22 protein-coding genes and 1 tRNA gene are annotated in these 19,398 nt (G+C 43.0%); 10 read left to right on the forward strand and 13 right to left on the reverse strand.

Translation table 11 applies throughout. The annotated features are described in order from the left end of the window. Positions 1 to 17: 17 nt before the first annotated feature. The 5 genes from ACZ5GB_RS08090 to ACZ5GB_RS08110 all read left to right on the forward strand — a co-directional run bounded on the left by ACZ5GB_RS08090 (position 18) and on the right by ACZ5GB_RS08110 (position 3,231). Positions 18 to 1,313, forward strand: a complete 1,296-nt coding sequence (locus tag ACZ5GB_RS08090) for an amidohydrolase (protein WP_464326716.1) — start codon at positions 18 to 20, stop codon at positions 1,311 to 1,313. Beyond that, positions 1,314 to 1,386 (forward strand) — tRNA-Pro (locus ACZ5GB_RS08095). 22 nt (positions 1,387 to 1,408) lie between these two features. Next, positions 1,409 to 2,377, forward strand: a complete 969-nt coding sequence (locus ACZ5GB_RS08100) for a cellulose biosynthesis cyclic di-GMP-binding regulatory protein BcsB (protein WP_464326717.1) — start codon at positions 1,409 to 1,411, stop codon at positions 2,375 to 2,377. Positions 2,378 to 2,428: 51 nt separating this feature from the next. Next, entirely contained in the window at positions 2,429 to 2,611 is a 183-nt protein-coding gene (locus tag ACZ5GB_RS08105) for a hypothetical protein (protein WP_464326718.1), read from the forward strand. Beyond that, positions 2,608 to 3,231 carry a TIGR01906 family membrane protein gene (locus ACZ5GB_RS08110; RefSeq protein ID WP_464326719.1) on the forward strand — a complete coding sequence of 208 codons (624 nt, stop codon included), beginning with the start codon at positions 2,608 to 2,610 and terminating at the stop codon, positions 3,229 to 3,231. Before ACZ5GB_RS08105 ends, ACZ5GB_RS08110 begins: the two co-directional genes overlap by 4 nt. Here ACZ5GB_RS08110 and ACZ5GB_RS08115 read toward each other — a convergent pair. The 3 genes from ACZ5GB_RS08115 to ACZ5GB_RS08125 are packed head-to-tail and all read right to left on the reverse strand — an operon-like array spanning position 3,197 to position 6,832. Next, positions 3,197 to 5,224, reverse strand: coding sequence for a putative bifunctional diguanylate cyclase/phosphodiesterase (locus ACZ5GB_RS08115; protein ID WP_464326720.1), 2,028 nt, complete (start codon positions 5,222 to 5,224; stop codon positions 3,197 to 3,199). The genes ACZ5GB_RS08110 and ACZ5GB_RS08115 overlap by 35 nt on opposite strands. 1 nt (position 5,225) lies before the next feature. Then, positions 5,226 to 6,128 carry an MASE3 domain-containing protein gene (locus tag ACZ5GB_RS08120; RefSeq protein ID WP_464326721.1) on the reverse strand — a complete coding sequence of 301 codons (903 nt, stop codon included), beginning with the start codon at positions 6,126 to 6,128 and terminating at the stop codon, positions 5,226 to 5,228. Beyond that, a complete protein-coding gene (locus ACZ5GB_RS08125) occupies positions 6,113 to 6,832 on the reverse strand; it encodes an SDR family NAD(P)-dependent oxidoreductase (protein WP_464326722.1) in 720 nt (239 codons plus the stop codon). The genes ACZ5GB_RS08120 and ACZ5GB_RS08125 overlap by 16 nt, the downstream gene beginning before the upstream one ends. Positions 6,833 to 6,937: 105 nt before the next feature. On the opposite strand from ACZ5GB_RS08125, the gene pdo reads away from it, so the two are divergent. From pdo to ACZ5GB_RS08140, 3 genes are read left to right on the forward strand one after another with little or no spacing between them, the layout of a single operon-like run. Then, complete coding sequence (pdo, locus tag ACZ5GB_RS08130; protein WP_464326723.1) at positions 6,938 to 7,612, forward strand: protein disulfide oxidoreductase; 675 nt, start codon at positions 6,938 to 6,940, stop codon at positions 7,610 to 7,612. Continuing rightward, positions 7,599 to 7,922: a tetratricopeptide repeat protein gene (locus ACZ5GB_RS08135; protein WP_464326724.1), complete on the forward strand. Its 324-nt coding sequence runs from the start codon at positions 7,599 to 7,601 to the stop codon at positions 7,920 to 7,922. The genes pdo and ACZ5GB_RS08135 overlap by 14 nt, the downstream gene beginning before the upstream one ends. After that, the gene (locus ACZ5GB_RS08140; protein ID WP_464326725.1) at positions 7,886 to 8,638 is read left to right on the forward strand and encodes a DUF3108 domain-containing protein; all 753 of its coding nucleotides are present in this window, start codon (positions 7,886 to 7,888) and stop codon (positions 8,636 to 8,638) included. The genes ACZ5GB_RS08135 and ACZ5GB_RS08140 overlap by 37 nt, the downstream gene beginning before the upstream one ends. A gap of 24 nt (positions 8,639 to 8,662) precedes the next feature. Here the strand turns inward: ACZ5GB_RS08140 and ACZ5GB_RS08145 are convergent, their stop codons facing one another. From ACZ5GB_RS08145 to ACZ5GB_RS08175, 7 genes are all read right to left on the reverse strand, one after another. Next, a complete protein-coding gene (locus tag ACZ5GB_RS08145; RefSeq protein WP_464326726.1) occupies positions 8,663 to 8,884 on the reverse strand; it encodes a hypothetical protein in 222 nt (73 codons plus the stop codon). Positions 8,885 to 8,966: 82 nt separating this feature from the next. Further along, positions 8,967 to 9,809, reverse strand: coding sequence for an LptF/LptG family permease (locus ACZ5GB_RS08150; protein WP_464326727.1), 843 nt, complete (start codon positions 9,807 to 9,809; stop codon positions 8,967 to 8,969). Then, on the reverse strand, positions 9,810 to 11,444 hold the full coding sequence (locus ACZ5GB_RS08155; RefSeq protein ID WP_464326728.1) for a tetratricopeptide repeat protein: 1,635 nt from the start codon (positions 11,442 to 11,444) through the stop codon (positions 9,810 to 9,812). After that, on the reverse strand, positions 11,441 to 12,319 hold the full coding sequence (locus tag ACZ5GB_RS08160) for a universal stress protein (RefSeq protein ID WP_464326729.1): 879 nt from the start codon (positions 12,317 to 12,319) through the stop codon (positions 11,441 to 11,443). Before ACZ5GB_RS08160 ends, ACZ5GB_RS08155 begins: the two co-directional genes overlap by 4 nt. 24 nt (positions 12,320 to 12,343) lie before the next feature. After that, the gene (locus ACZ5GB_RS08165) at positions 12,344 to 13,144 is read right to left on the reverse strand and encodes an inositol monophosphatase family protein (protein WP_464326730.1); all 801 of its coding nucleotides are present in this window, start codon (positions 13,142 to 13,144) and stop codon (positions 12,344 to 12,346) included. Continuing rightward, on the reverse strand, positions 13,137 to 14,327 hold the full coding sequence (locus ACZ5GB_RS08170; RefSeq protein WP_464326731.1) for a phosphoglycerate kinase: 1,191 nt from the start codon (positions 14,325 to 14,327) through the stop codon (positions 13,137 to 13,139). The genes ACZ5GB_RS08165 and ACZ5GB_RS08170 overlap by 8 nt, the downstream gene beginning before the upstream one ends. Before the next feature lie 11 nt (positions 14,328 to 14,338). Beyond that, the gene (locus tag ACZ5GB_RS08175; RefSeq protein ID WP_464326732.1) at positions 14,339 to 14,671 is read right to left on the reverse strand and encodes a hypothetical protein; all 333 of its coding nucleotides are present in this window, start codon (positions 14,669 to 14,671) and stop codon (positions 14,339 to 14,341) included. 50 nt (positions 14,672 to 14,721) lie between these two features. On the opposite strand from ACZ5GB_RS08175, the gene ACZ5GB_RS08180 reads away from it, so the two are divergent. Next, positions 14,722 to 15,504, forward strand: a complete 783-nt coding sequence (locus ACZ5GB_RS08180; RefSeq protein ID WP_464326733.1) for a glycosyltransferase family 9 protein — start codon at positions 14,722 to 14,724, stop codon at positions 15,502 to 15,504. Here the strand turns inward: ACZ5GB_RS08180 and ACZ5GB_RS08185 are convergent. From ACZ5GB_RS08185 to ACZ5GB_RS08195, 3 genes are read right to left on the reverse strand one after another with little or no spacing between them, the layout of a single operon-like run. After that, positions 15,496 to 15,825, reverse strand: coding sequence for a YraN family protein (locus ACZ5GB_RS08185; protein ID WP_464326734.1), 330 nt, complete (start codon positions 15,823 to 15,825; stop codon positions 15,496 to 15,498). The two genes, ACZ5GB_RS08180 and ACZ5GB_RS08185, sit on opposite strands and share 9 nt — an antisense overlap. Beyond that, positions 15,803 to 16,753 carry a D-glycero-beta-D-manno-heptose-7-phosphate kinase gene (gene rfaE1 / locus ACZ5GB_RS08190; RefSeq protein WP_464326735.1) on the reverse strand — a complete coding sequence of 317 codons (951 nt, stop codon included), beginning with the start codon at positions 16,751 to 16,753 and terminating at the stop codon, positions 15,803 to 15,805. Before rfaE1 ends, ACZ5GB_RS08185 begins: the two co-directional genes overlap by 23 nt. Continuing rightward, complete coding sequence (locus tag ACZ5GB_RS08195; RefSeq protein WP_464326736.1) at positions 16,743 to 17,981, reverse strand: aspartate kinase; 1,239 nt, start codon at positions 17,979 to 17,981, stop codon at positions 16,743 to 16,745. Before ACZ5GB_RS08195 ends, rfaE1 begins: the two co-directional genes overlap by 11 nt. Positions 17,982 to 18,150: 169 nt before the next feature. Between ACZ5GB_RS08195 and ACZ5GB_RS08200 the strand changes: the two genes are divergently transcribed. Next, complete coding sequence (locus ACZ5GB_RS08200) at positions 18,151 to 19,389, forward strand: tetratricopeptide repeat protein (protein ID WP_464326737.1); 1,239 nt, start codon at positions 18,151 to 18,153, stop codon at positions 19,387 to 19,389. Positions 19,390 to 19,398 lie beyond the last annotated feature (9 nt).

The raw sequence follows: 19,398 nt of genomic DNA on the forward strand, positions 1-19,398 counted from the left end.
AGAATATAATATAAGCCATGCTGGACCTGTTGATTAAGAAAGCCCTATTGCCAGAGGGAAGAAGACTTGTAGACATAGGCATAAAGGATGGCCTTATTGTGGAGATAGGGGAAGACATTCAAAAAGAGTCAAGGCAAACCATACATGCCGATGGTAGGGTGGTTTTCCCTTCCTTTGCCAACATGCACACACATATATCCATGAGCCTTCTAAGAGGCCTTGGTGCAGACCTTCCCCTTATGGACTGGCTTCAAAAGGTCATATGGGTTTTGGAGGGTGAGTTTGTATCTCCAGAGTTTGTAAGGGATGGAGCCCTCGTAGGCATTGCGGAGTCCATAAGGTCTGGCACAACCCTCTTTATGGATATGTATTTCTTTGAGGAAGCTGTGGCGGAGGTGGCCCAAAGGGCTGGCATAAGGGCTGGCCTTGGCTTTGGCATCTTGGACTTTCCCACAAAGGTGGCAAAAAGCCCAGAGGAGTATTTACAGAGGGCAAAAGCTTTTATAAGGGAGTTTAAAAACTCCGACCTTGTCTTTCCTGTGCTTTGTCCCCATGCGGTCTATACCTGCTCACCACAGACCCTCAAAAAATCCCTTGAGCTTGCCTTAGAAGAGGATGTATACATCCACACCCACACGGCGGAGACACAGCAAGAGGTGGAGGCATCCCTTGAAAGGTTTGGAAAAAGGCCAGTGGAACACCTTCATAGCCTTGGATTGCTTAGCCACAGGCTCCTTATGGCCCATGTGGTTTGGACCACAGAGGAAGAGAGGGAGATGATAAAGGAAAGCGGTGCAAAGGTGCTTCACTGTCCCGAGAGCAACCTAAAGCTTGCCTCTGGCATAGCCCCCATAAGCGATTATGTAAAAAGAGGCATTCATGTATGCCTTGGCACCGACGGGCCTGCCTCCAACGATAACTTGGACATGCTTGAAGAGCTAAGCGTAATGGTTAAGCTCCAAAAGGGATCAAGCCTTAACGCAAAGGCCATGGATGCAAGAACTGCTTTGAGAATAGCCACGGAGGAGGGCTTTAGGGCCGTAGGCATAAAGGCGGGCAAGGTGGAGGTGGGCTACGAGGCGGACCTTATCCTTGTAGATACAAACAGGCCACACCTTCAGCCCCTTTATGATCCCATAGCCCAGTTTGTATACTCTGCCAAGTCCTCCGATATAGATACGGTCATATGCAAAGGTAAAATATTGATAGAGAAGGGAGAGTTAAAGACCCTTGACCAAGAGGAAGTGCTTTTTGTGGCCAAAAAATGGAGGGATAAGATAGAAAAGTTTTTGATGGATAAAATTTTATCTTAACGGGGTGTGGCTCAGGTGGCAGAGCGTCGGCTTCGGGAGCCGAAGGTCAGGGGTTCAAGTCCCCTCACCCCGATAAAAAAATAAGGAGGCGAAGGATGAGAAAGATTATGCTTTTAAGCGCCATAGCTGGCATAGCCTTCTCTCAGCCTGTCATTGACCCACCCTTTGCAGACAGGCTTTTCCCATACGTTAAATACGGTGAGGTATGGACTGGCACGCCAGCCCTTGTGAAGGATGCCACCATACCCAACACTCTCATAGTTTATGGCTCAAAAGAGGACCCAGAAGTAGTGGCCCTTGCGGGCAGGATAGCCTACTACCTTGGCCAGTGGACAGAAGATATAGGCTTTAATGCGGAGGATGTAAAGCAGTCAAGGATGCCCGAGCTTTTGGTAAGCGACCAAAGGCTAAAGGACCTCAGCTACCAAAACCTTATAGTGGTTGGAACGAACAACAGCATAGTAAAAGAGCTTGGCCTTAGCTTTGAAAAGCCCACTATAAAGCTTGTCCAAAAAGATGGCAAAAACATACTGGTGGTGGGAGGTGCCAACAAGGAACATGTGATGCAAGCGGGAAGATACTTGGCGGATGTTAGGCTAAACTTTAAGGCTGGAGCTTACAAGACCTTCTTCTCCTTTGTGGCCCTAAGAGGCTATATAGAAAGGGGTGAGTTTGATGCGGCCCTAAGGCTTATCAAAAGCCCCACTGGAATCTCTGCCTGCGGAAAGAACATGGCTTTAGCAGGACCCATGGTGGCCCAATGGAGCGATGACCTAAAAGCTGTGGTAAAACACAGGAACAACATCCTCTATAACGAGCTTCCAAAGGCTCTTGAGGAGAAGAACAAAGAGAAGGCTGTAAGCCTTTGGAAAGAGGCCATGCTAACCTGCTACCAATGCCATCAAGGTATAAACGTGCCACAGGTAAGAAAGTTCAAACCTTTGGAGAGCATACACGCCAAGCATCAAAGAATAGCGGAAAGCTTTGGCTTGGTCAAAGTGGTTGGAAATCAAAAGTCCTGTATTGCCTGCCATGCGGGACCTACCAACACAAGAGGGTATTGACCTAATTGGGTGGCTTAGAGCCACCCGCCCCTTTGGCATATAATTTAAGATATGAAGAAATTTTTCTTAGCCGTTTTACTTTTAACCGCCTTTTCATTCTCCCGTGAGGTGCCTTTTGACAATCTTCAAACCTTTATGCTCTGGGGCTTTGGTATCCTCTTCAGCGGTATGGGCATTCTCATAGGCCTTGTGATGTGGGACAGGAGAACCGCAATTGCACCAGCCAAAATATGAAACCCATAAAAGCCCTTCTTATACTTCTCTTTCCTGTGCTTTTAACCTTACTCTGTGTTAGGCTTAGCTTTACTGGAGCTTTTATAGATTTTCTTTACCCAAGGGTAGACCTCCCTCCAGACCCCATGCCCTATGAACAAAGGCTAAACATAGCAAAGCTTGGGCTAAGGTCTGTGCTATCAGATAAGGGTATGGAAGACTTTAAAAACTCTGGGCTTTTTAACCATAGAGAGATAAAGCACATGGAGGATGTAAAAAGGCTTTTGAGCCTTTTCTTTGGTTTTTTGTACATTGGACTTCCAGCTTGGCTTTTGCTTTTCCTTAGTTTGAAAAATTTAAAAGAGATGGGAAAGGTGCTTTTCTTTGGAGCTTTGCTTTTGGAGCTTTTTGCCCTTTTTGTGTTTTTTGTTTCTTTGACAAACTATGAGTGGCTCTTTGTTGCCTTTCATAACCTTTTCTTTGACCCATACTCTTGGAGATTCAGAGATGAAGACATGCTACTAAGGGTCTATCCCATGGACTTTTGGTATAAGGCTACCATATACACAACCTTGATGGTCTTCTTTTTAAATTCAGTCTTTCAACTCATTGGCCTATTTCTTTGGAGAAGTAGGCCTTAATCTTTTCTTCCATGGGTGCGGGCCTGCCTATGTAATAGCCTTGGGCATAATCCACTCCAAGCTCAAGGAGTATATTGAGAGTTTCTTCATCCTCCACATGCTCCGCTATGGTTTTTATACCCAGTGCTTTGGCAATATCCGCTATACTTTTCACAAATCCTCTATCAATCACAGAATCTTTTACACTTTTTATAAACTCTCCTTCAATCTTAAGAAAGTCCACCTGTAGGTATTTAAGGTAAATGAAGCTCGCATAGCCTGAGCCAAAGTCATCAATGGCAAACTTAAAACCAAACTCCTTCATACCTTTTATAAAGTTGCCGACCTCCACTATATCCTGTATGGCTTCCCTTTCCGTTATTTCAAAAACCAACCTGCTTGACTTTATACCATACTTTTCCACCATACTTACAACCCATTTCATATAATCCTCCGTAAGGTTTTGCGGGGAGAGGTTTACAAACAGGAAGAAATCCTTATTCTTAAATCTAGATGCGCCTTCAAAAATCTTTTCCACCATTATTTTATCCAATTCACGTATTACTCCCATCTCCTCCGCCCTACGTATAAAGTCTCCCGCAGGCAAAAAGCCACCATCCACATATAACCTCATAAGCGCCTCAAAACCCTCCACAGTATTAGTATGTACATTTAATATCTCTTGGAAAAGTACATCAACAGCTCTCTTTTCAAAAGCCTCTAATATTTCCTTCTCAACCTTTCTAAGGGCAGGAAGCATCTTACTTATAGGCTCTTCCACCTTCTTTACCTTGCCCTTGCCCTCCCTCTTTATTAGAGCTATAAGAGCCTCACCAAGGGAAAAGATCTCTTCTTTTTTCTCTGCATCAAAGGGATAACACACTATACCCACGCTTATGTTTACATGTATTTTATCCTTTCCAACCACAAGTGGCGTATCTGCAATTTCTTGTCTTAGCCTTTCTGCAATGGACTCTGCAGTCATCTTGTTTGTTCTTGGAAGCAATATGCCAAACTCGTCAGCTCCCAATCTGCCAGCAATATCAAACTTTCTTGTTTTTCTTTTTATAAGCTCTGCAACATGCTTGAGGGCCAAATCTCCAACAAAGTATCCATAAGTGTTGTTTATAACCCTAAGGTTATCCACATCCATAAATAGAAGACATAAAGGCTCCCCAGACCTGCTTGTCCTTTCTATCTCCCTTTCAAAGATCTTTTCAAAGCTTTTTCGGTTATAGAGCATGGTAAGAGGGTCGTATTCAGTTAGCAACCTTATGCTTGCTTGTGCCTTTTGTAGGTCCTCTATAACCTTCATAAGCCTTACCACATGAAAGAGCTGGTTGCCCACTGTTTTGAAAAAGAGCAGTTCCTCCTTATCAAAGCTCCTTCCTCTTCTAAGCCCCACCATACCAGATTGGTAAAAGTAAAAATTCTCCTCAAACTTACAATACATGTAATCCCTATCCATCCCATACATTTCTGAGCTTTCTATAACCTCCTTTAAAAGCTCATAAGTTTTTATGTCTGGGAAGTTCGCCAAGAAGCCGCTGGAAAATACTATCCTTTCTGGAAGTTCTGCGTTCTTGTTCCACATATAAAAAACACTCCCATCCATGTTGAGAATATAATCAAGCCTTTCAAGCACCTGCTTTGAAAAGGTGTCTATGTTGTTGTATGCCTGTGTAGCATACTCGGAAGTCTCCAAAAGAAGGTATAACCTATCAAGCTCCCTTGTTTTCTCCTCTATAAGCTTGTCAAAGTTTATCCAGTTTAGTAGATATCCAAGTATGGTCCTTTCTGTGTTAAGCACATGAAGCTTTGCCAATGGGCTTTCTGGATAAGCCTTTAGAAGGCTTACGATAAGATAGTTCTCATAAATGTTATAATGTGCTTCTCTATGAAAGTACTGTCCTCCAAGGTCTTTAACCAGCTTTTTAATACTGCTTAAGTCAATCCCTGGCACCTCTACCCTTTCTGGACCATAAACTGCCGCAACAGGCTTACCCTTTTCCAAGTCATATAAGGAAAAGGGCTTTTATCAAATATCTAAAGCTATGTTCAAGCTTTAAAAGGTAAAGGTCTCCTTCCTTTGTGGGTTTTATTCTTAGTATATCTCTGAAGAGACCTGCCACTTCGTTCATAATGTCAATAGCCTCTTTCCTGATGTTGATGTAGAGGATTACATAAAGAAGCAGTATATAGGCAAAAAGCCTATGCAAAGAAGCAAGCACTATTAGAGAATCATAAAAATGTTTATAGAGGGCTAAGCTAAGCGAAGAAAGGGATAGAAAGCCAAAAACTGTGAAGATATACCAGGAGCTTTCCTCTCCAAGAAATCTGTTCCTTATCACATAGAAGGCAAAATATACATAAAGGGCAATGGTTATAAGGTCAAAGAGATCCCTATAAAAGGGTTGTCCTATACCTTCAATGTAGAGGGGCGGAAGGGTGTTGTAGAAGAGAACTATATAGAAGGAGGCTGTTATGGAGAGGGCTAATACAAAGCCGTAGCTTTTGGCAGATAGCCATCCGTTGATTTTGTGATGAAAGGTCAGAATAAAGAAGGCTAAAAGCACAAAAACTCTTGATATTAAAAAGAGGTAGGCAACCTTGTCCCTTGTGTTCTTAGTTATAAAGTCCGGAAAGAAGACAAAGGATAGTATATGGTGAAGGTTTGGGATCAAGGCTGGGACAAGAAATAGACCAAACCAATAAAACCTTTTGCTTATAAACCTTTTGCCCAAGGCTATAAGCAAGATAGACATAAATAGAAGGAGAGAAAAGGAGGTTATCCGTGTTAGGGCTACCCAAAAGGCAAAGGTTGGCCTATCAAGTACGAGCTGGTCCCTAAATATATAAGAAAGCAAAGTAATGAGAGCTCCGCCAAAAAGAAGACCTATGCTTATGTATCTATGCATCTTTGAAATATGATATCACAATTAATATTATAATCATAGGAACCGCTTGGCGTTTTTGAGCTTATGAGCTTTAGCATAAATTCCGCCACCTTTTCTGGAGGTTTTAGTGTATTTGGGTCCTCTTGAGGGTATGCCTTTGCCCTCATCTGGGTCCTTGTAGCACCTGGGTTTAGGGCATAGACTCTAATGCCTTTTTCCTTTAACTCCTCTGCCAAAAGGAGGCTAAAGCCCTCCACACCAAACTTGGAAACCGCATAGGCACCCCAATAGGGAGCTGGCCTTTTTCCTGCACCGGAGGACATGTTTACTATCACAGAACCTTCAGACATGTAAGGAAGGGCATACTTGGTTATATAAAAGACACCGTTTATATTCACCCTTATAACCTCCTCCCACACTTCTTCAGGATAGTCCTCTATGGATAACCTTTCTCCAAGGATGCTGGCGTTGTTAACAAGAAGGCCTATTTTCTTCAATTTTTCCACACAGAAATCTACAAACTCCTTTGCAGACCTTCTATCTCCTACATCACAAGCCTTTATATAAAGGCCCTCAGGATTACCAAGTTCATGCTTTAGTTTTATTAGGTCCTCTTCCTTTCTTGAGCAGGTGCAAACCTCCCAACCATCCCTTAGTAATCTCTCCACCATAGCCCTTCCTATTCCCTTACTTCCTCCTGTGATGATGGCTTTTTTAGCCCCCATGACTAAAGAAAGATTATAATTCCCTTTGATAATCTATCTCAACCAAATTTTTATATGGAAGATGTAAATTTTAAGAATATAATAAAACTCTAAAGGAGGTGAAAGATGCTTTTAAACCTTGAAGTAAGGGCCCAGCTAAGGGATATTTTCTCCAAAGAGCTTGTGCATCCTGTAAATCTAAAGCTCTTCTCTCAAGCCATAGGGTGCGAAAGCTGTCAGATTGCAGAGGACCTTCTAAAAGAGTTGGCAGAAGTGGCACAAGAAAAGATAAAACTAAACATATACTCTCCACTGGTAGATAGGGAGATAAGCCAGGCATACCAAATTGAAAGGGTGCCTACCATAGTTATAGAGGGTGATAAGGATTATGGCATAAGGTATATAGGCCTACCGGCCGGGCTTGAATTCACTACCCTTGTGCAGGGCATAGTGCAGGTTTCCAAGAGGGAGCCAAAGCTTTCAGAAAAAACCATAGAACTTTTAAAGTCCATAGACCTACCAATAGAGATAATGGTCTTTGTAACCACTTCCTGTGGATATTGTCCTTCCGCCGCCATAACGGCCATGAACTTTGCTCTGGCAAACGATAACATAAAAGCTATTATCGTAGATGCCAACGAAAACATGGATTTGGCAGAAAGGTTCCAAGTGGTAGGTGTGCCAAAGATAGTTATAAACAACGGATTGGTGGAGTTTGTGGGCGCACAGCCAGAGAACAACTTCCTTGGCTATGTAATCTCAGCTTATGAAAAGATGAGGAGAGAAAATGGACAGGCTTGAATACTTCAAAAGCCTTTTGGAAAAATCACCAGATAACCCACTTGCCCACTATTCCTTGGCCCTTGAATACTACAAACTAAAAGACTACGAGAACACCATAAAACATATGGAAAGGTATATGAGCCTAAAAGAGGATGAGGGTGCAGGCTATAGAGTTCTGGCAAAGTGCTATGAGGAGCTGGGAGAGTATGAAAAGGCCATAGAGGTCCTTCAAGAGGGAATAGAAAAAGCACTAAAATACAACCATCCAAGTATGGCAGAAGAGTTCAGGTCATGGATAGAGCAGTTAAGACAGTTGCAGTCCTTCTAAGCCTTTCTTCCTTTTCCTTTTCTCAAGAACTAAAGGCATGCTACAGAGCCTATCTCTTTTTCTTTCCAGTGGCGGAAACATGCATAACTTACAAGCAGGAGAATAAGCATCTCAAAACGGAGAGCTTTGTAAGGACCATAAACGTAGGAAAGCTTGTAAAGAGAGTTTATAACAGAGGTGGAGCCACTATAATATTGCCCGACCTAAAGCCGAAGCATTTTGTATATTACCAAGAGGAAGGAGAGTTCAAAAGGTATCAGGAGTACATCTTTAACCATAAGATAAAGGTAAAAGAGATAAAGTATGTAAAGTTAAGCGATGAGATAGAGAAAAAGGAAGAGAAGGAGTATGAATATAGAGGCTTTGTAGACCCATACACCGCAAGCCTAATACTCTACAGGGACAGCTCAAAGACAAGCCAAGGCACGGTAAAGATGTTCTACGATGACAAAGAATACCTTTTGCCCTACAGTGTAAAGGGCATAGAGGTAGTAGAAACACCTTTGGGTGAATTCAAGGCAAGGAAGATAGAAGTTTATCCAAACATTGAGACAAAAGGTCTTTTAAAGCCAAAAGGGCTATGGTATTTATGGATTGATGAAGAAACTAATGTGCCTGTTAGGATGGAGCTTAAGTTTGTTATAGGTTCCGCCTCTGCAAGGCTTGAGAGAATTGAAGGTGATAGATACTTGCTTAAGAGTGTTTTAAAAAGGTAGGGGGCAAAAGCCCCCAATTGATGCTTACTTCTTTTGCTCTGCAGGAGCTTGCTCTTTCTTTTCTTCTTTCTTTTGAGTTTTCTTGTGAGCTTTCTTGTGAGCCTTCTTCTCTTCCTTCTTCTGCTCCTGCTTTTGCTCTTGCTTTGCTGGCTCGGCTGGCTTTGCAGGCTCAGCAGGTTTGGCTGGTTGTGCCATTGCTACACCTGCGAAGGCTACTGCAAGTAGCAAAGAAAGTACCTTCTTCATGTTTCTACCTCCTTAAGGTTTTTGGTTAAATAATAGATTATCTAACCGAAGATGAAAATTTGATTAAAAATTAGAGGCGTTATTATAGTCTCTGTTTCAGCAGGAAGAGGATAAGCTCATACAGTATGGATATAAGACCCACCATATAGTAAAACCTATGGTGATGTTCAAGCACTTGCACCAAAAGGTAGGCAATGGCCAAAAGAAGTAAAGGTGAAAGGGCGTTAACTATGCTCACCGTGTATTTCTTTTTTATGTCTTCCCTTGGCATAACCATCTTAAGGTTTAGGCTGTAATTCTCAAAGTCTGTAGAAAAGGTCTTGCCTTCCCTTTGGGTAAGAAGAGAACCTTTTTCAAAAATGATCTCCTCATCCTTTACATAGGCCTTTTTGGCAACGACAACACCCTCTTGGAACTTAAAGAAAATTCCTTCAAGCCTATTTCCATCCCTTCCCTCCACATAAAGGGTAAACTGTCCAAAGGTTTGAAAGCTCTTGGGTGGTATTGAAGTTAGCATAAGAGTGTAATATTTAAGCGTTAGCTGTCTCCTAAGATAGCCTATATGATCTTCATTTACCAAGAAAGAGCTTACTACCAATGCAAGCAGAATTGGAAACATATACATTATACTCTTTGTGTAAAGATGGCTTGCCTTTATGCCAAAGGACTGAATTATATGCAGCTTTTTGCTTTCTTTGAACTCAAAAAGGCTAAGAGAAAAGGCTATAAAAAGTGAAAGCGGCAGCATATAGGAAAAGTAATAAAAAAGCCAGAGCAATAGAAATGGAAAAGATTGATTGGGTGGTAGGCGGAATAGTATCTGGTCGAGCTTTATAACCTGAAAGACTAGAAAAAGGAAGGTGAAAATAAAACATATTAAGAAGGAAAGTCTCAAAAATTTCCAAAAAAACCAACGAAAAAGCATCTACCTTTTTAATTTATTCTTAAGCCTTTCCTTTTGGTTGGGCTCGCCCCTTTTTCCTTCAAGGAGAAGCCTATAGGCTTTTTGGTAATACTCCTGAGCCTTCTCCACCTGTCCCAACTTTGAAAGTACATCGCCCACATGTTCGTATAGGACTGGATCTTCCTTTTCCTTCTCAAGGGCTTTCAAAAGCATTTCATAAGCCATCTTATACTCCCCTTTGTAATAAAGCACCCATGCCATACTGTCTATGAAGGCTGGATTTTCTGGATCCTTTTCCAAGGCCTTCTTTATCAATGTCTCTGCCTCATCAAGCCTTGTCCCCTCATACCACAGAAGCAAGGAATAACCAAGATGGTTTAAAAGCTCTGGATCCTCTGGGTTTAGCTCAAGGGCCTTTCTTAGGTCTTTTTCCGCAGAAATTATCTCCCCTCTCTTATCATAGATTATGGCCCTTAGGAAATAACCCCTATAGTCCTTTGGGTTTATATCTATAGCCTTGTTTATATACTTTAGTGCTTCATCGTAGTTTTCCTTTTCGTTTAAAAGGTTTCCCATAAGAAGGTTTAGCATGTAGCTGTTGGGCTCTGTAGAGAGGCCTATCTTTAGGAGTTCCTCCGCCTTTTTGTATTCCTTCTTGTCTATGTATATGCCTACAAGCCTCTCAATGATCTTAGGGTTATTACCAAGCTTTTTTTGTAAGCTTAGATAAACATTAAGGGCCTTGTCTTGTTCTTTTAACATCTCAAGAAGGGTGGCATATGTGAAAGCTATGTCTGGGTTATCTGGATTTTCCCTGTATAGCCTTTCCAATATCTCCTTTGCCTCTGCGGTGTTTCCAGACCTTATTAGCACAAGGCTGTATTGATAGAGGTAGTTTCCATCTGGGTATAGGTCTGCCAGTCTTTTGTATATTTCCTTTGCCTCCTCATACCTGTTGGTTATAAGGTAGAGGTTGCCAAGCCTTTCAAGGGCGCTTCTGTTGTCTGGGTCCCTTTTGAGAATATCCTTATAAAGGCTTTCTGCCTTGGAGTATTCTCCACTTTGTTCATAAAGGCTACCAAGGGTTATAAAGCTGGCTTCAAAGCTTGTGTTTATCTTTAAGGACTTTTCAAGGTATTCTATGGCCTCTTGTTGTTTCCCTTCAGAAAGGGCTATGCGTGCAAGCATAAAGTAGGGCAGCGGGTTGTCTGGGCTAAGTTTGGCAAGGTTTTCCAAAACAGCCTTTGCCTTCACAAACTCTTTTCTTTTTAAATAGTCCTCCGCCAAAAATATCATAATCTCCTTAGATTCTGGGTTCTTTGAGTAGCCTTCTTCTAGTACCTTGATTGCCTTTTCTACCTCCTTTTTGGACATATAAAGACTATGAAGCAAAAGGTAGGGTTCTGGCATATTGGGATATCTGTTTTTGAACTCGTTGGCGATCTTTAAAGCTCTGTCATGCTTTTTTAGTCTTATCTCGAGCCTTACCACATCCACATAGAGGGTTGGCGTGGGCGTCTTTTCAAGGGCTCTAAGGCAATAGCTCTCAGCCTTTGATGGCTCCTTTTCCTGTAGGTCTCTGCATAGCATATAGTCCATATAGGGGTTGTAAGAAAAGGCTATACCAAAAAGCAATGTTATAAAAAGGTGCCTCATTCTATGCTCCTGTGTATAAGCATGGGCATTTCCAAACTCCTCATAAGCTCGGAAGATGTGCTTCCAAGTAATACCCTTTTTAGGCCCGAAAGGCCTCTGCTTCCAAGGACCACAAGGTCCATATGTGGCTTTTCTTTTAAAAACCTCCTTATGCCATCGGCGGGAGATCTGTCTTCAAGGATATAAGACTCTGCCTCAAAGCCTTCTTTTCTTATCCTCCCTTCCAACTCCTTCATGTGCTTTTCCTTTTCTTCCCTATACCTTTGACTCAAAACATCCTTTACACCTTCCACCAAAGGAAGCTCTATAGTCTCCTCCACATGGACTAAAAAGACATGAGGATTAAAGGGCTTTAGAAGGCTTAGGGCAAAGTTTAAGGCCTTGTTGGCATACTCAGAAAAATCATATCCTATAAGCACATTGCTTATTTTTTCTGGCTCCCTACCCTTTAGTATAAAAACAGGCTTGTGAGAGTACTTTACAACCTTTTCTGTGGTGGAGCCTATGAGTATCCTTTGCACAAGGCCCTTTTTGTGGCTTCCCACAAAGATAAGGTCATAGGCACTTTCCTTTTCTAAAATTACCTCCGCCGGGTCGCCCACCTCCACATAAAGGCTTGCCTTCAAGGGCTTTAAAAACTCCACAAGGCCTTCAAGTTTTTCCTTTGCCTTTTCCTTTTGCCTCTCTTGGAGTTCTGTTAAAAGGCTCATGTCAACGGTAGCCATGCCAAAGCTTTCTGGATAGGGAAGGTATAAAACTGGGGAGACCACATGGAGTAGGTCCACTTCCGCACTGTGGGCTTGAGCAAAGGCTTTAACAATCCTCAAAAGCGGGTTTGTTATCTCGGTAAAATCCACTGGCACAAGAAATTTCATAGCCCTATTCCCCCTTTCTTGTATTCAAAAAACAAGCTCATGAAACTCCTCAAGGTTTAATTTAATCACCTTTTCTATAAAGGGAAAGCAAATCTCGTTGCCCGCATATACGTCTGTTCCTAAAGAAAAGCCTTTACTAAGAGCGACCTTTGCTCCCGCCTCTTTTGTTATAAGCGTCCCAGCCACCACATCCCAAGGGTTCAGTTCAAACTCCAATAGCCCATCAAAGACCCCCTCAGCCAAAAGGCAAAGGTCTACGGCGGCCGCACCCGGCCTTCTCATGGCTCCTACTTTATCAAAGACCTCTTTGAATATGTTCCAGTAGGCATTTAGGTCTCTTTTGGCCCTTGAAGGATAGCCGTAGGCCACATAACATTCTTTTAGTTTTTCCTTCTGCCTAACACTTATTCTCTTTCCGTTTTTGTAGGCACCATGGCCTTCGGCAGCCCAGTAGAGGCTATCAAAGGCAGGAAGATAAACGGCTCCCACAAGGGGCTTTCCTTTGTAAAGAAGGCCCACAGAAGTGCCAAAGATGGGAAAGCCTGCTATGTAGTTTTTAGTGCCGTCAAGGGGGTCTATATACCAAACGTAGTCTCCATCGCTTGAACCACCTTCTTCTTCACCTACCACAAGATGGTCTGGAAGGTGTTTTTGTATATGCTCCCTTATCCTCTCTTCTGAGAGCTTATCCGCAAGGCTGTATACGTCCTTTTCACCCTTTTCCATAACCTTGTTGTCTTCTCTCCTGTAAAACTCCTTTAAAACAAGCCCTCCCAAAAGGCTTGCTTCCTTGGCCACTCTCAAGAAAAGCTCTATGTTATGCATCGTCCAACACTTCTATACATGGTAGGCTGTTGCCCTCAAGAAGCTCCAAAAAGGCACCACCGCCAGTGGATACAAAGTCTATGGCGTTATAGACTCCAGCCCTGTGGATGGCATGGTCCGTATCGCCGCCTCCCGCTATGGTAAGAGCAGGAGACTGAGCAAGCATCTTTGCCGTCTCGTAGGTGCCGTCCTTAAACCTATCCAGCTCAAAAACTCCCATGGGGCCGTTCCAAACTATGGTTTGGGCGTCTGAGATGATCTCCCTCAAAAGGGCTACAGAGACTGGCCCTATGTCAAGGCCCATCCACCCATCGGGTATTTCCTGCCAAGGCACCACCTTTGTGGGTGTGTTGTCAGAAACTTCTTTTCCTATCACAAAGTCCACAGGAAGATAGAGCCTTACATCCAGCTTTTTGGCTATCTCCAGTATATCCCTTGCCGTATCAAGAAGGTCTTCTTCCACTAAGGAGCTTCCCACTTTGTAGCCTAATGCCTTTATAAAGGTAAAGGCCATGGCACCACCTATAAAGAGCTTATCCACCCTCTTGAGAAGGTTCTTTATTATGCCCAGCTTGGAAGAGACCTTGGCACCACCAATGATGGCCACCACTGGCCTTTGTGGGTTTACCATGGCCCTTTCAAAATAGCTTATCTCCTTTTCAAGCAAAAAGCCCATAACCGCAGGTTTTAATATCTGTGGCACAAGGTATACGGAGGCATGTTTTCTGTGGCATGTGCCAAAGGCATCGCTCACATAAACCTCACCAAGCCTTGCCAAAGCCTTAGCAAACTCTTCACTTCCTTTGCTTTCCCCCTCATGGAACCTTAAGTTTTCCAACAGGACCACCTCCCCTTCTTTCATGCTATAGACTTCTTTTTCCACCTCTTCCCCCACGCAGTCGGATAGCATTTTAACCTCTCTGTTTAGATATCTTGATAATCTTTTTGCCACGGGCATAAGGCTAAACCTTTCGTCCTTCCCCTTTGGCCTTCCAAGGTGGGACATAAGGATGATCTTTGCCTTTGCATCCAAAAGGTATTCAATGGTTGGAAGGCTTGCCCTTATCCTCGTGTCATCCTCAATGTTTCCAAGTTCATCCATTGGCACGTTAAAATCTACCCTTACAAGCACCCTTTTACCCTTAACATCCACATCCCTTAGGGTCTTTTTCCTAAAGGGCATTTCTACCTCCTTTAAAAATCAAAGTCTATATCTTCATCATCAAACTCAGGGCTTTCATTGACTTCAAAGACACCTCTTAAGTTGAGGGCAAGCTTTTTTAAGCTTTCTAAGTATAGGACTAAGTCCTCATAAACCTCCAGCAGAGCCTTATACCTTTTGATCTCCTCATATGTAAGCCTTCTGGTTTTTAGGAGTTTTTTTACAGCTATTCTTGAGATTAAGGCTCTGGAATACTTTTCCTGCCACTCCTTCCAAAACTCTGGGCTGTTCACTGGAGCTTTTACTACAAAATACTCAAGGTTTGAAAATTCTTCCATGAGATTAAGGTCAAGGGTGTTTTTCACAGGACTACCTCCTTATAGAGAATTATAACCTAAGGTATAAACTTTTTATAATGCTCCTGTTTTATAGGCGTGGCGGGCTTGGCGATACACTTCTAACCTTCCCAATGCTTGAAGTCTTAAAAAAGTCCGGTAAAAGCATATGGGCTGTGGGAAATACGGATTACTTTTCCATAGCAAAGGAGATAGGTTGGGTGGATTTTGTAAGCTCAGAAGTGCCAGAAAGAGAGTTTGAGGAAAGGATAATAATAGCACATGATGGTAATGTAAAGCCCTTTCCAGAAAAAAGGGTATGGGTTGTGGAACACTACCTTAGAAGCCTTAAGCTATCTGGTAATTTTTCTAAGATTTTGCCCATAGAGCCTTTTGAAAAAAGCCCTTTACAAGACTGCGCCGTGCTTCATCCCTCCAGCGGGTCCCCAAAGAAAAACCCACCCCTTGAGCTTTTCCTTATGGTAGAAGACTTTCTAAAAAGGCAGGGCTTTAAAACGGTGTATTTTATAGGTGAAGCGGACCAATGGCTAAAGGATTATGTTAAAAACTACTTTGAAAGCTTTTCCCCTCTTGAGATAGCCAAGGCACTAAAGGGCGCAAGGCTTTTTGTGGGAAATGACAGCGGAATTTCTCACCTTGCAAGCTACTGTGGTCTTCCCACCTTCATCTTCTATGGTCCCACAGACCCAATAGTTTGGAAGCCCATAGGAGAAAAGGTCTTTCAGATAAGCCTTTCCTTGGAGTGTAGCCCCTGCTTTCCCCAAGTGTGCCAGGAAAGGAATTGTTTTGATACTAAAGCTCTTTTTGAAAGTTTCAAAAAGGCTTTTAAAGCCCTAAAATAGCTCCACATCCCTTATATGCTCCACCTCCTTGTCCCTTATTATTACCACCTCCAACCTGTAGTTTTCCGCCGGATGCTTATAAAGGTATTCTTCTATGCATCTTAAAAGCCTTTCCATCTTTCTTTTATCCACCCTCTCCGCTGGGTCTCCCAAGGCCTTGCTCCTTCCCCCCTTTACTTCCACAAAGACCAAGGTATTGCCACTTTGGGCCACAATGTCTATTTCGCCAAACCTGCAATGGTAATTTCTGTGGAGTATTTTGTAGCCAAGGCCTTTTAAATACTCTACCGCCAGGTCTTCAAACTCCGCACCCTTCCTCAAGGCTTTGAAGAATCTCCTCAGGTTTTACTACGGCAGTGCCAAGCTTTCCTACCACAATGCCGGCGCACAGGTTGGCAAGCTCGCAAGCTCTGTCCCAATCCAAGCCCGTAAGGGCGCAGGCTGTAAGCACTGCCACCACCGTATCACCAGCACCAGAAACATCATACACCTGCTTTGCCCTCGCTGGAAAGACCTTATATTCTTTGTCAAAAAGGGCCATGCCCTTTGGCCCAAGGGTTATTACAAGGGTGTTTAGATTTAGCTCCCTCTTTAGCCTCCAGCCAAGGCTTTGAAGAGATTCCTCATAGACCATAGCCTTAGCCTCTTTTTCGTTGGGAGTCATAAGGCTTGCGCCCATGTAAAGATGCTTATTCTGTGGCCTTGGGTCAATGGCAAAAAACACCCTCTTTTCCCTTATCCTATCCATAAGGCTTTTGCTTACCACACCCTTTGCATAATCGGAGACTATTATTCCATCCACATCCAATTCAAGCCTTTCAAGCATACTTTTAAGCACTTCACCTCCCACAGCCTTCCTGTCTTCACTGTCCACCCTAAGGAGCTGTTGGGACAGGGCCACTATACGGGTCTTCTCCGTGGTAGGCCTTTGGGGGTCCTCCACCGTTAGGTCCCCAACGCCCGCCTCCTTCAAAAGACCCCTTATAATATGCCTTCCATAATCCTGACCCACCACACCAAGAAGGTAGGTTTTTACTCCAAGGCTTGAAAGGTTATGAGCCACATTCCCCGCACCGCCAAGCCTAAACTCCTCCCTTTGAACCTCCACTATAGGCACTGGCGCTTCTGGAGAAATCCTTTCCACCTTTCCAAAGATATACCTGTCAAGGATCACATCCCCCACCACAAGAACACTGAGCCTTTTAAATTCTTCAAGGATATTTAAAACACTCTCCTTATCAAGACTCATTAATCACTTTTACCTCTTCTCCCTCTTCTATAAAGGCTGAGTGAAGCTCCCTTACGGCAAGCTCTCCATACTTATCCTCTATAAGGCATGATATCTTTATCTCCGATGTGGATATGGCCATTATGTTTATGTTGTTCTTGTATAGCACTTCAAACATCTTGGCCGCCGTGCCATAGGAGCTTCTCATGCCTATGCCTACCACAGAGACCTTGGCTATCTTGTCATCCCTTACCACCTCCTGGGCCTCTATCTCTTTGGCAACCCTTCTCACTATCTCCTCCGCCCTTAGGGCGTCTGCCTTGTTTACCGTAAAGGACATATCTGTGTAGCCTTGATGGGATACGTTCTGCACTATCATATCCACCACTATATGGGCATCACACAAGGCCTTAAAGATCTTATAGGCTATGCCTGGTCTGTCTGGCACCCTTACTACCGTTATCCTTGATTCGTTCCTCTCTAAGGTTATAGCCCTTACAACGCTCTTCTCCATAACTTCCTCCTCGGGAACTATCCAAGTCCCTTCACTATCGTTAAAGGAGCTTCTTACATGTATTCTTACATTGTATTTCATAGCAAACTCTATGCTTCTTGCCTGCATCACCTTGGCGCCAAGGGAAGCCATTTCAAGCATCTCCTCGTAGGATATTACAGGAATCTTCTTTGCGTTTGGAACTATCCTCGGGTCTGCTGTAAAAACACCTTCCACGTCCGTGTATATTTCACAGTCTGCACCAAGGGCGTAGGCCAAGGCTACGGCGGACAGGTCCGAACCTCCCCTTCCAAGGGTGGTTATCTCCCAATCTTCCGTTACACCCTGAAAGCCAGCCACCACAGGCGTATAGCCTTCATTCAAAAGGTTTTTTAACCTTTGCACGCCTATCTTTCTTATCCTTGCCTTTGTATGAACTTCATCGGTTATTATGGGCACCTGCCAACCACACAGGCTTATGGCTGGAACGCCCAACTTTTGAAGGGTCATGGCAAATAGGGCAATAGCTTGCTGTTCTCCTGTGGAGATAAGCATGTCCAACTCTCTTTCTGGTGGTAAGGGGTCTATCTGTTTTGCAAGGTTTATAAGCCTATCTGTTTCACCCGCCATGGCGGATGATACTACCACTACCCTGTAGCCTTCTTTTAGCTTTTGAAGCACCCTTTTGGCAGCGTTTTCAATCCTTTCCAGGCTTCCAACGGATGTTCCACCAAACTTAACCACCAAAATTTTCATCCTTATTATTTTACATCCATAAGCCTTTTGAGTAGGTTCGTTTTGAAGTATGCCTGATAGAATCTTATTCTTTTACTCTTCTAAACTGCCATAGTGTTAAAATTATAAGGCAAATGGCTACTATGGAGGACAAATATGCTTAATAAGGGCCTTTTAAAGTGGGTTCTGGTTGGGGGGGGTTGTAAGTGGCATCCTTGGTGCAAAAGCTCAGGATATAAAAAGCCTTGAACAAGCTTGTGAAAGGGGCGATGCCAAGAGTTGTATGGAGCTTGGCAACATGTATGCAGAAGGAAAGGGTATTAAACAAGACTATGCAAAGGCTATAAGTTTTTACAAAAAGGCTTGCGCCTTGGCTAATACTGGCGGAAACCAGTGCAAGATGTTTGTAAAAAAGGATAGGAAGAGAGTTTTAAGCCATAAAAACCATGGCCAAAAATCTATGGCTTTGCAAAGAAAACAAAAGCATTCTACTGTAAGTACAATCAAAGAGGAACAACCATCTACAACTGTTTTATCCGCTGGCTTGTCGCAAGAAGGAATAACAATAGAAAAGAACATAAACATAAAAGAACTATATGAGAAGGCTTGTAATATGGGAAACAGTATGGCATGTTATAAGCTTGGAGACATGCACTATTATGGTAAGGACGTAAAGCAAGACTATGAAGAAGCTTTGGAATATTATCAAAAGGCATGTAGGATGGGAAATTCCTTAGCTTGCTATAAACTTGGAGATATGTATTATTATGGTCTGGTTAAAAACGGAGACCTTTTGGCTATGTCAGAATTCCTTTATCAGAGGGCATGCACCTTAGGAAACAGTATGGCATGCCATAAGCTTGGAGAAATTAGCTACTACATAAACCAGGACCTTCAAAAGGCTTTGGAAAACTATCAAAAGGCGTGCAACTTTGGAGACCCAAATGGATGTTATAAGCTGGCCACCATTCAAGCGGAGGTAATAAGCAGAGAAAATAGATACATAAAGGTTATAGAGTTTTATCAAAGGGCTTGCAACCTTGGCAATACAAACGCATGCATTGATTTAGCAAACATATACTTAGAAGGGAAGGGCAATCAAAGGAATATACCCAGAGCCATGGACCTACTTCAAAAGGCTTGTAGTATGGATAATCCTATGGCCTGCGCAAGCCTTGGGAACCTGTATATAGAGGCAAAGGGTGATCAGAGGAATTATTCTAAGGCTGTGGAGCTTCTCAGAAAGGCTTGTGATGGTGGAAATGCCTTTGCCTGTGGTAGGCTTGGCCTAATGTATGTTAATGGTAATGGTGTAATGCGTGATTATTCTAAGGCTGTGGTCCTTTTGGAAAAGGCTTGCAATATGGGCAATGCTTTGGCTTGTGCAGACCTCGGAAATATATACAGCTTAGGTCTTGTAGAAAAATAACATTCTTTA

The sequence above is a fragment of the Hydrogenobacter subterraneus genome (assembly GCF_055390195.1).

Bases quoted from the DNA above. Each gene is read 5' to 3' on its own strand.
- ACZ5GB_RS08090 (WP_464326716.1), top strand. From the start codon at position 18: ATGCTGGACCTGTTGATTAAGAAAGCCCTATTGCCAGAGGGAAGAAGA.
- ACZ5GB_RS08100 (WP_464326717.1), top strand. From the start codon at position 1,409: ATGAGAAAGATTATGCTTTTAAGCGCCATAGCTGGCATAGCCTTCTCT.
- ACZ5GB_RS08105 (WP_464326718.1), top strand. From the start codon at position 2,429: ATGAAGAAATTTTTCTTAGCCGTTTTACTTTTAACCGCCTTTTCATTC.
- ACZ5GB_RS08110 (WP_464326719.1), top strand. From the start codon at position 2,608: ATGAAACCCATAAAAGCCCTTCTTATACTTCTCTTTCCTGTGCTTTTA.
- ACZ5GB_RS08120 (WP_464326721.1), bottom strand. From the start codon at position 6,128: ATGCATAGATACATAAGCATAGGTCTTCTTTTTGGCGGAGCTCTCATT.
- ACZ5GB_RS08125 (WP_464326722.1), bottom strand. From the start codon at position 6,832: ATGGGGGCTAAAAAAGCCATCATCACAGGAGGAAGTAAGGGAATAGGA.
- pdo (WP_464326723.1), top strand. From the start codon at position 6,938: ATGCTTTTAAACCTTGAAGTAAGGGCCCAGCTAAGGGATATTTTCTCC.
- ACZ5GB_RS08135 (WP_464326724.1), top strand. From the start codon at position 7,599: ATGGACAGGCTTGAATACTTCAAAAGCCTTTTGGAAAAATCACCAGAT.
- ACZ5GB_RS08140 (WP_464326725.1), top strand. From the start codon at position 7,886: ATGGATAGAGCAGTTAAGACAGTTGCAGTCCTTCTAAGCCTTTCTTCC.
- ACZ5GB_RS08145 (WP_464326726.1), bottom strand. From the start codon at position 8,884: ATGAAGAAGGTACTTTCTTTGCTACTTGCAGTAGCCTTCGCAGGTGTA.
- ACZ5GB_RS08150 (WP_464326727.1), bottom strand. From the start codon at position 9,809: ATGCTTTTTCGTTGGTTTTTTTGGAAATTTTTGAGACTTTCCTTCTTA.
- ACZ5GB_RS08155 (WP_464326728.1), bottom strand. From the start codon at position 11,444: ATGAGGCACCTTTTTATAACATTGCTTTTTGGTATAGCCTTTTCTTAC.
- ACZ5GB_RS08160 (WP_464326729.1), bottom strand. From the start codon at position 12,319: ATGAAATTTCTTGTGCCAGTGGATTTTACCGAGATAACAAACCCGCTT.
- ACZ5GB_RS08165 (WP_464326730.1), bottom strand. From the start codon at position 13,144: ATGCATAACATAGAGCTTTTCTTGAGAGTGGCCAAGGAAGCAAGCCTT.
- ACZ5GB_RS08170 (WP_464326731.1), bottom strand. From the start codon at position 14,327: ATGCCCTTTAGGAAAAAGACCCTAAGGGATGTGGATGTTAAGGGTAAA.
- ACZ5GB_RS08180 (WP_464326733.1), top strand. From the start codon at position 14,722: ATGCTCCTGTTTTATAGGCGTGGCGGGCTTGGCGATACACTTCTAACC.
- rfaE1 (WP_464326735.1), bottom strand. From the start codon at position 16,753: ATGAGTCTTGATAAGGAGAGTGTTTTAAATATCCTTGAAGAATTTAAA.
- ACZ5GB_RS08195 (WP_464326736.1), bottom strand. From the start codon at position 17,981: ATGAAAATTTTGGTGGTTAAGTTTGGTGGAACATCCGTTGGAAGCCTG.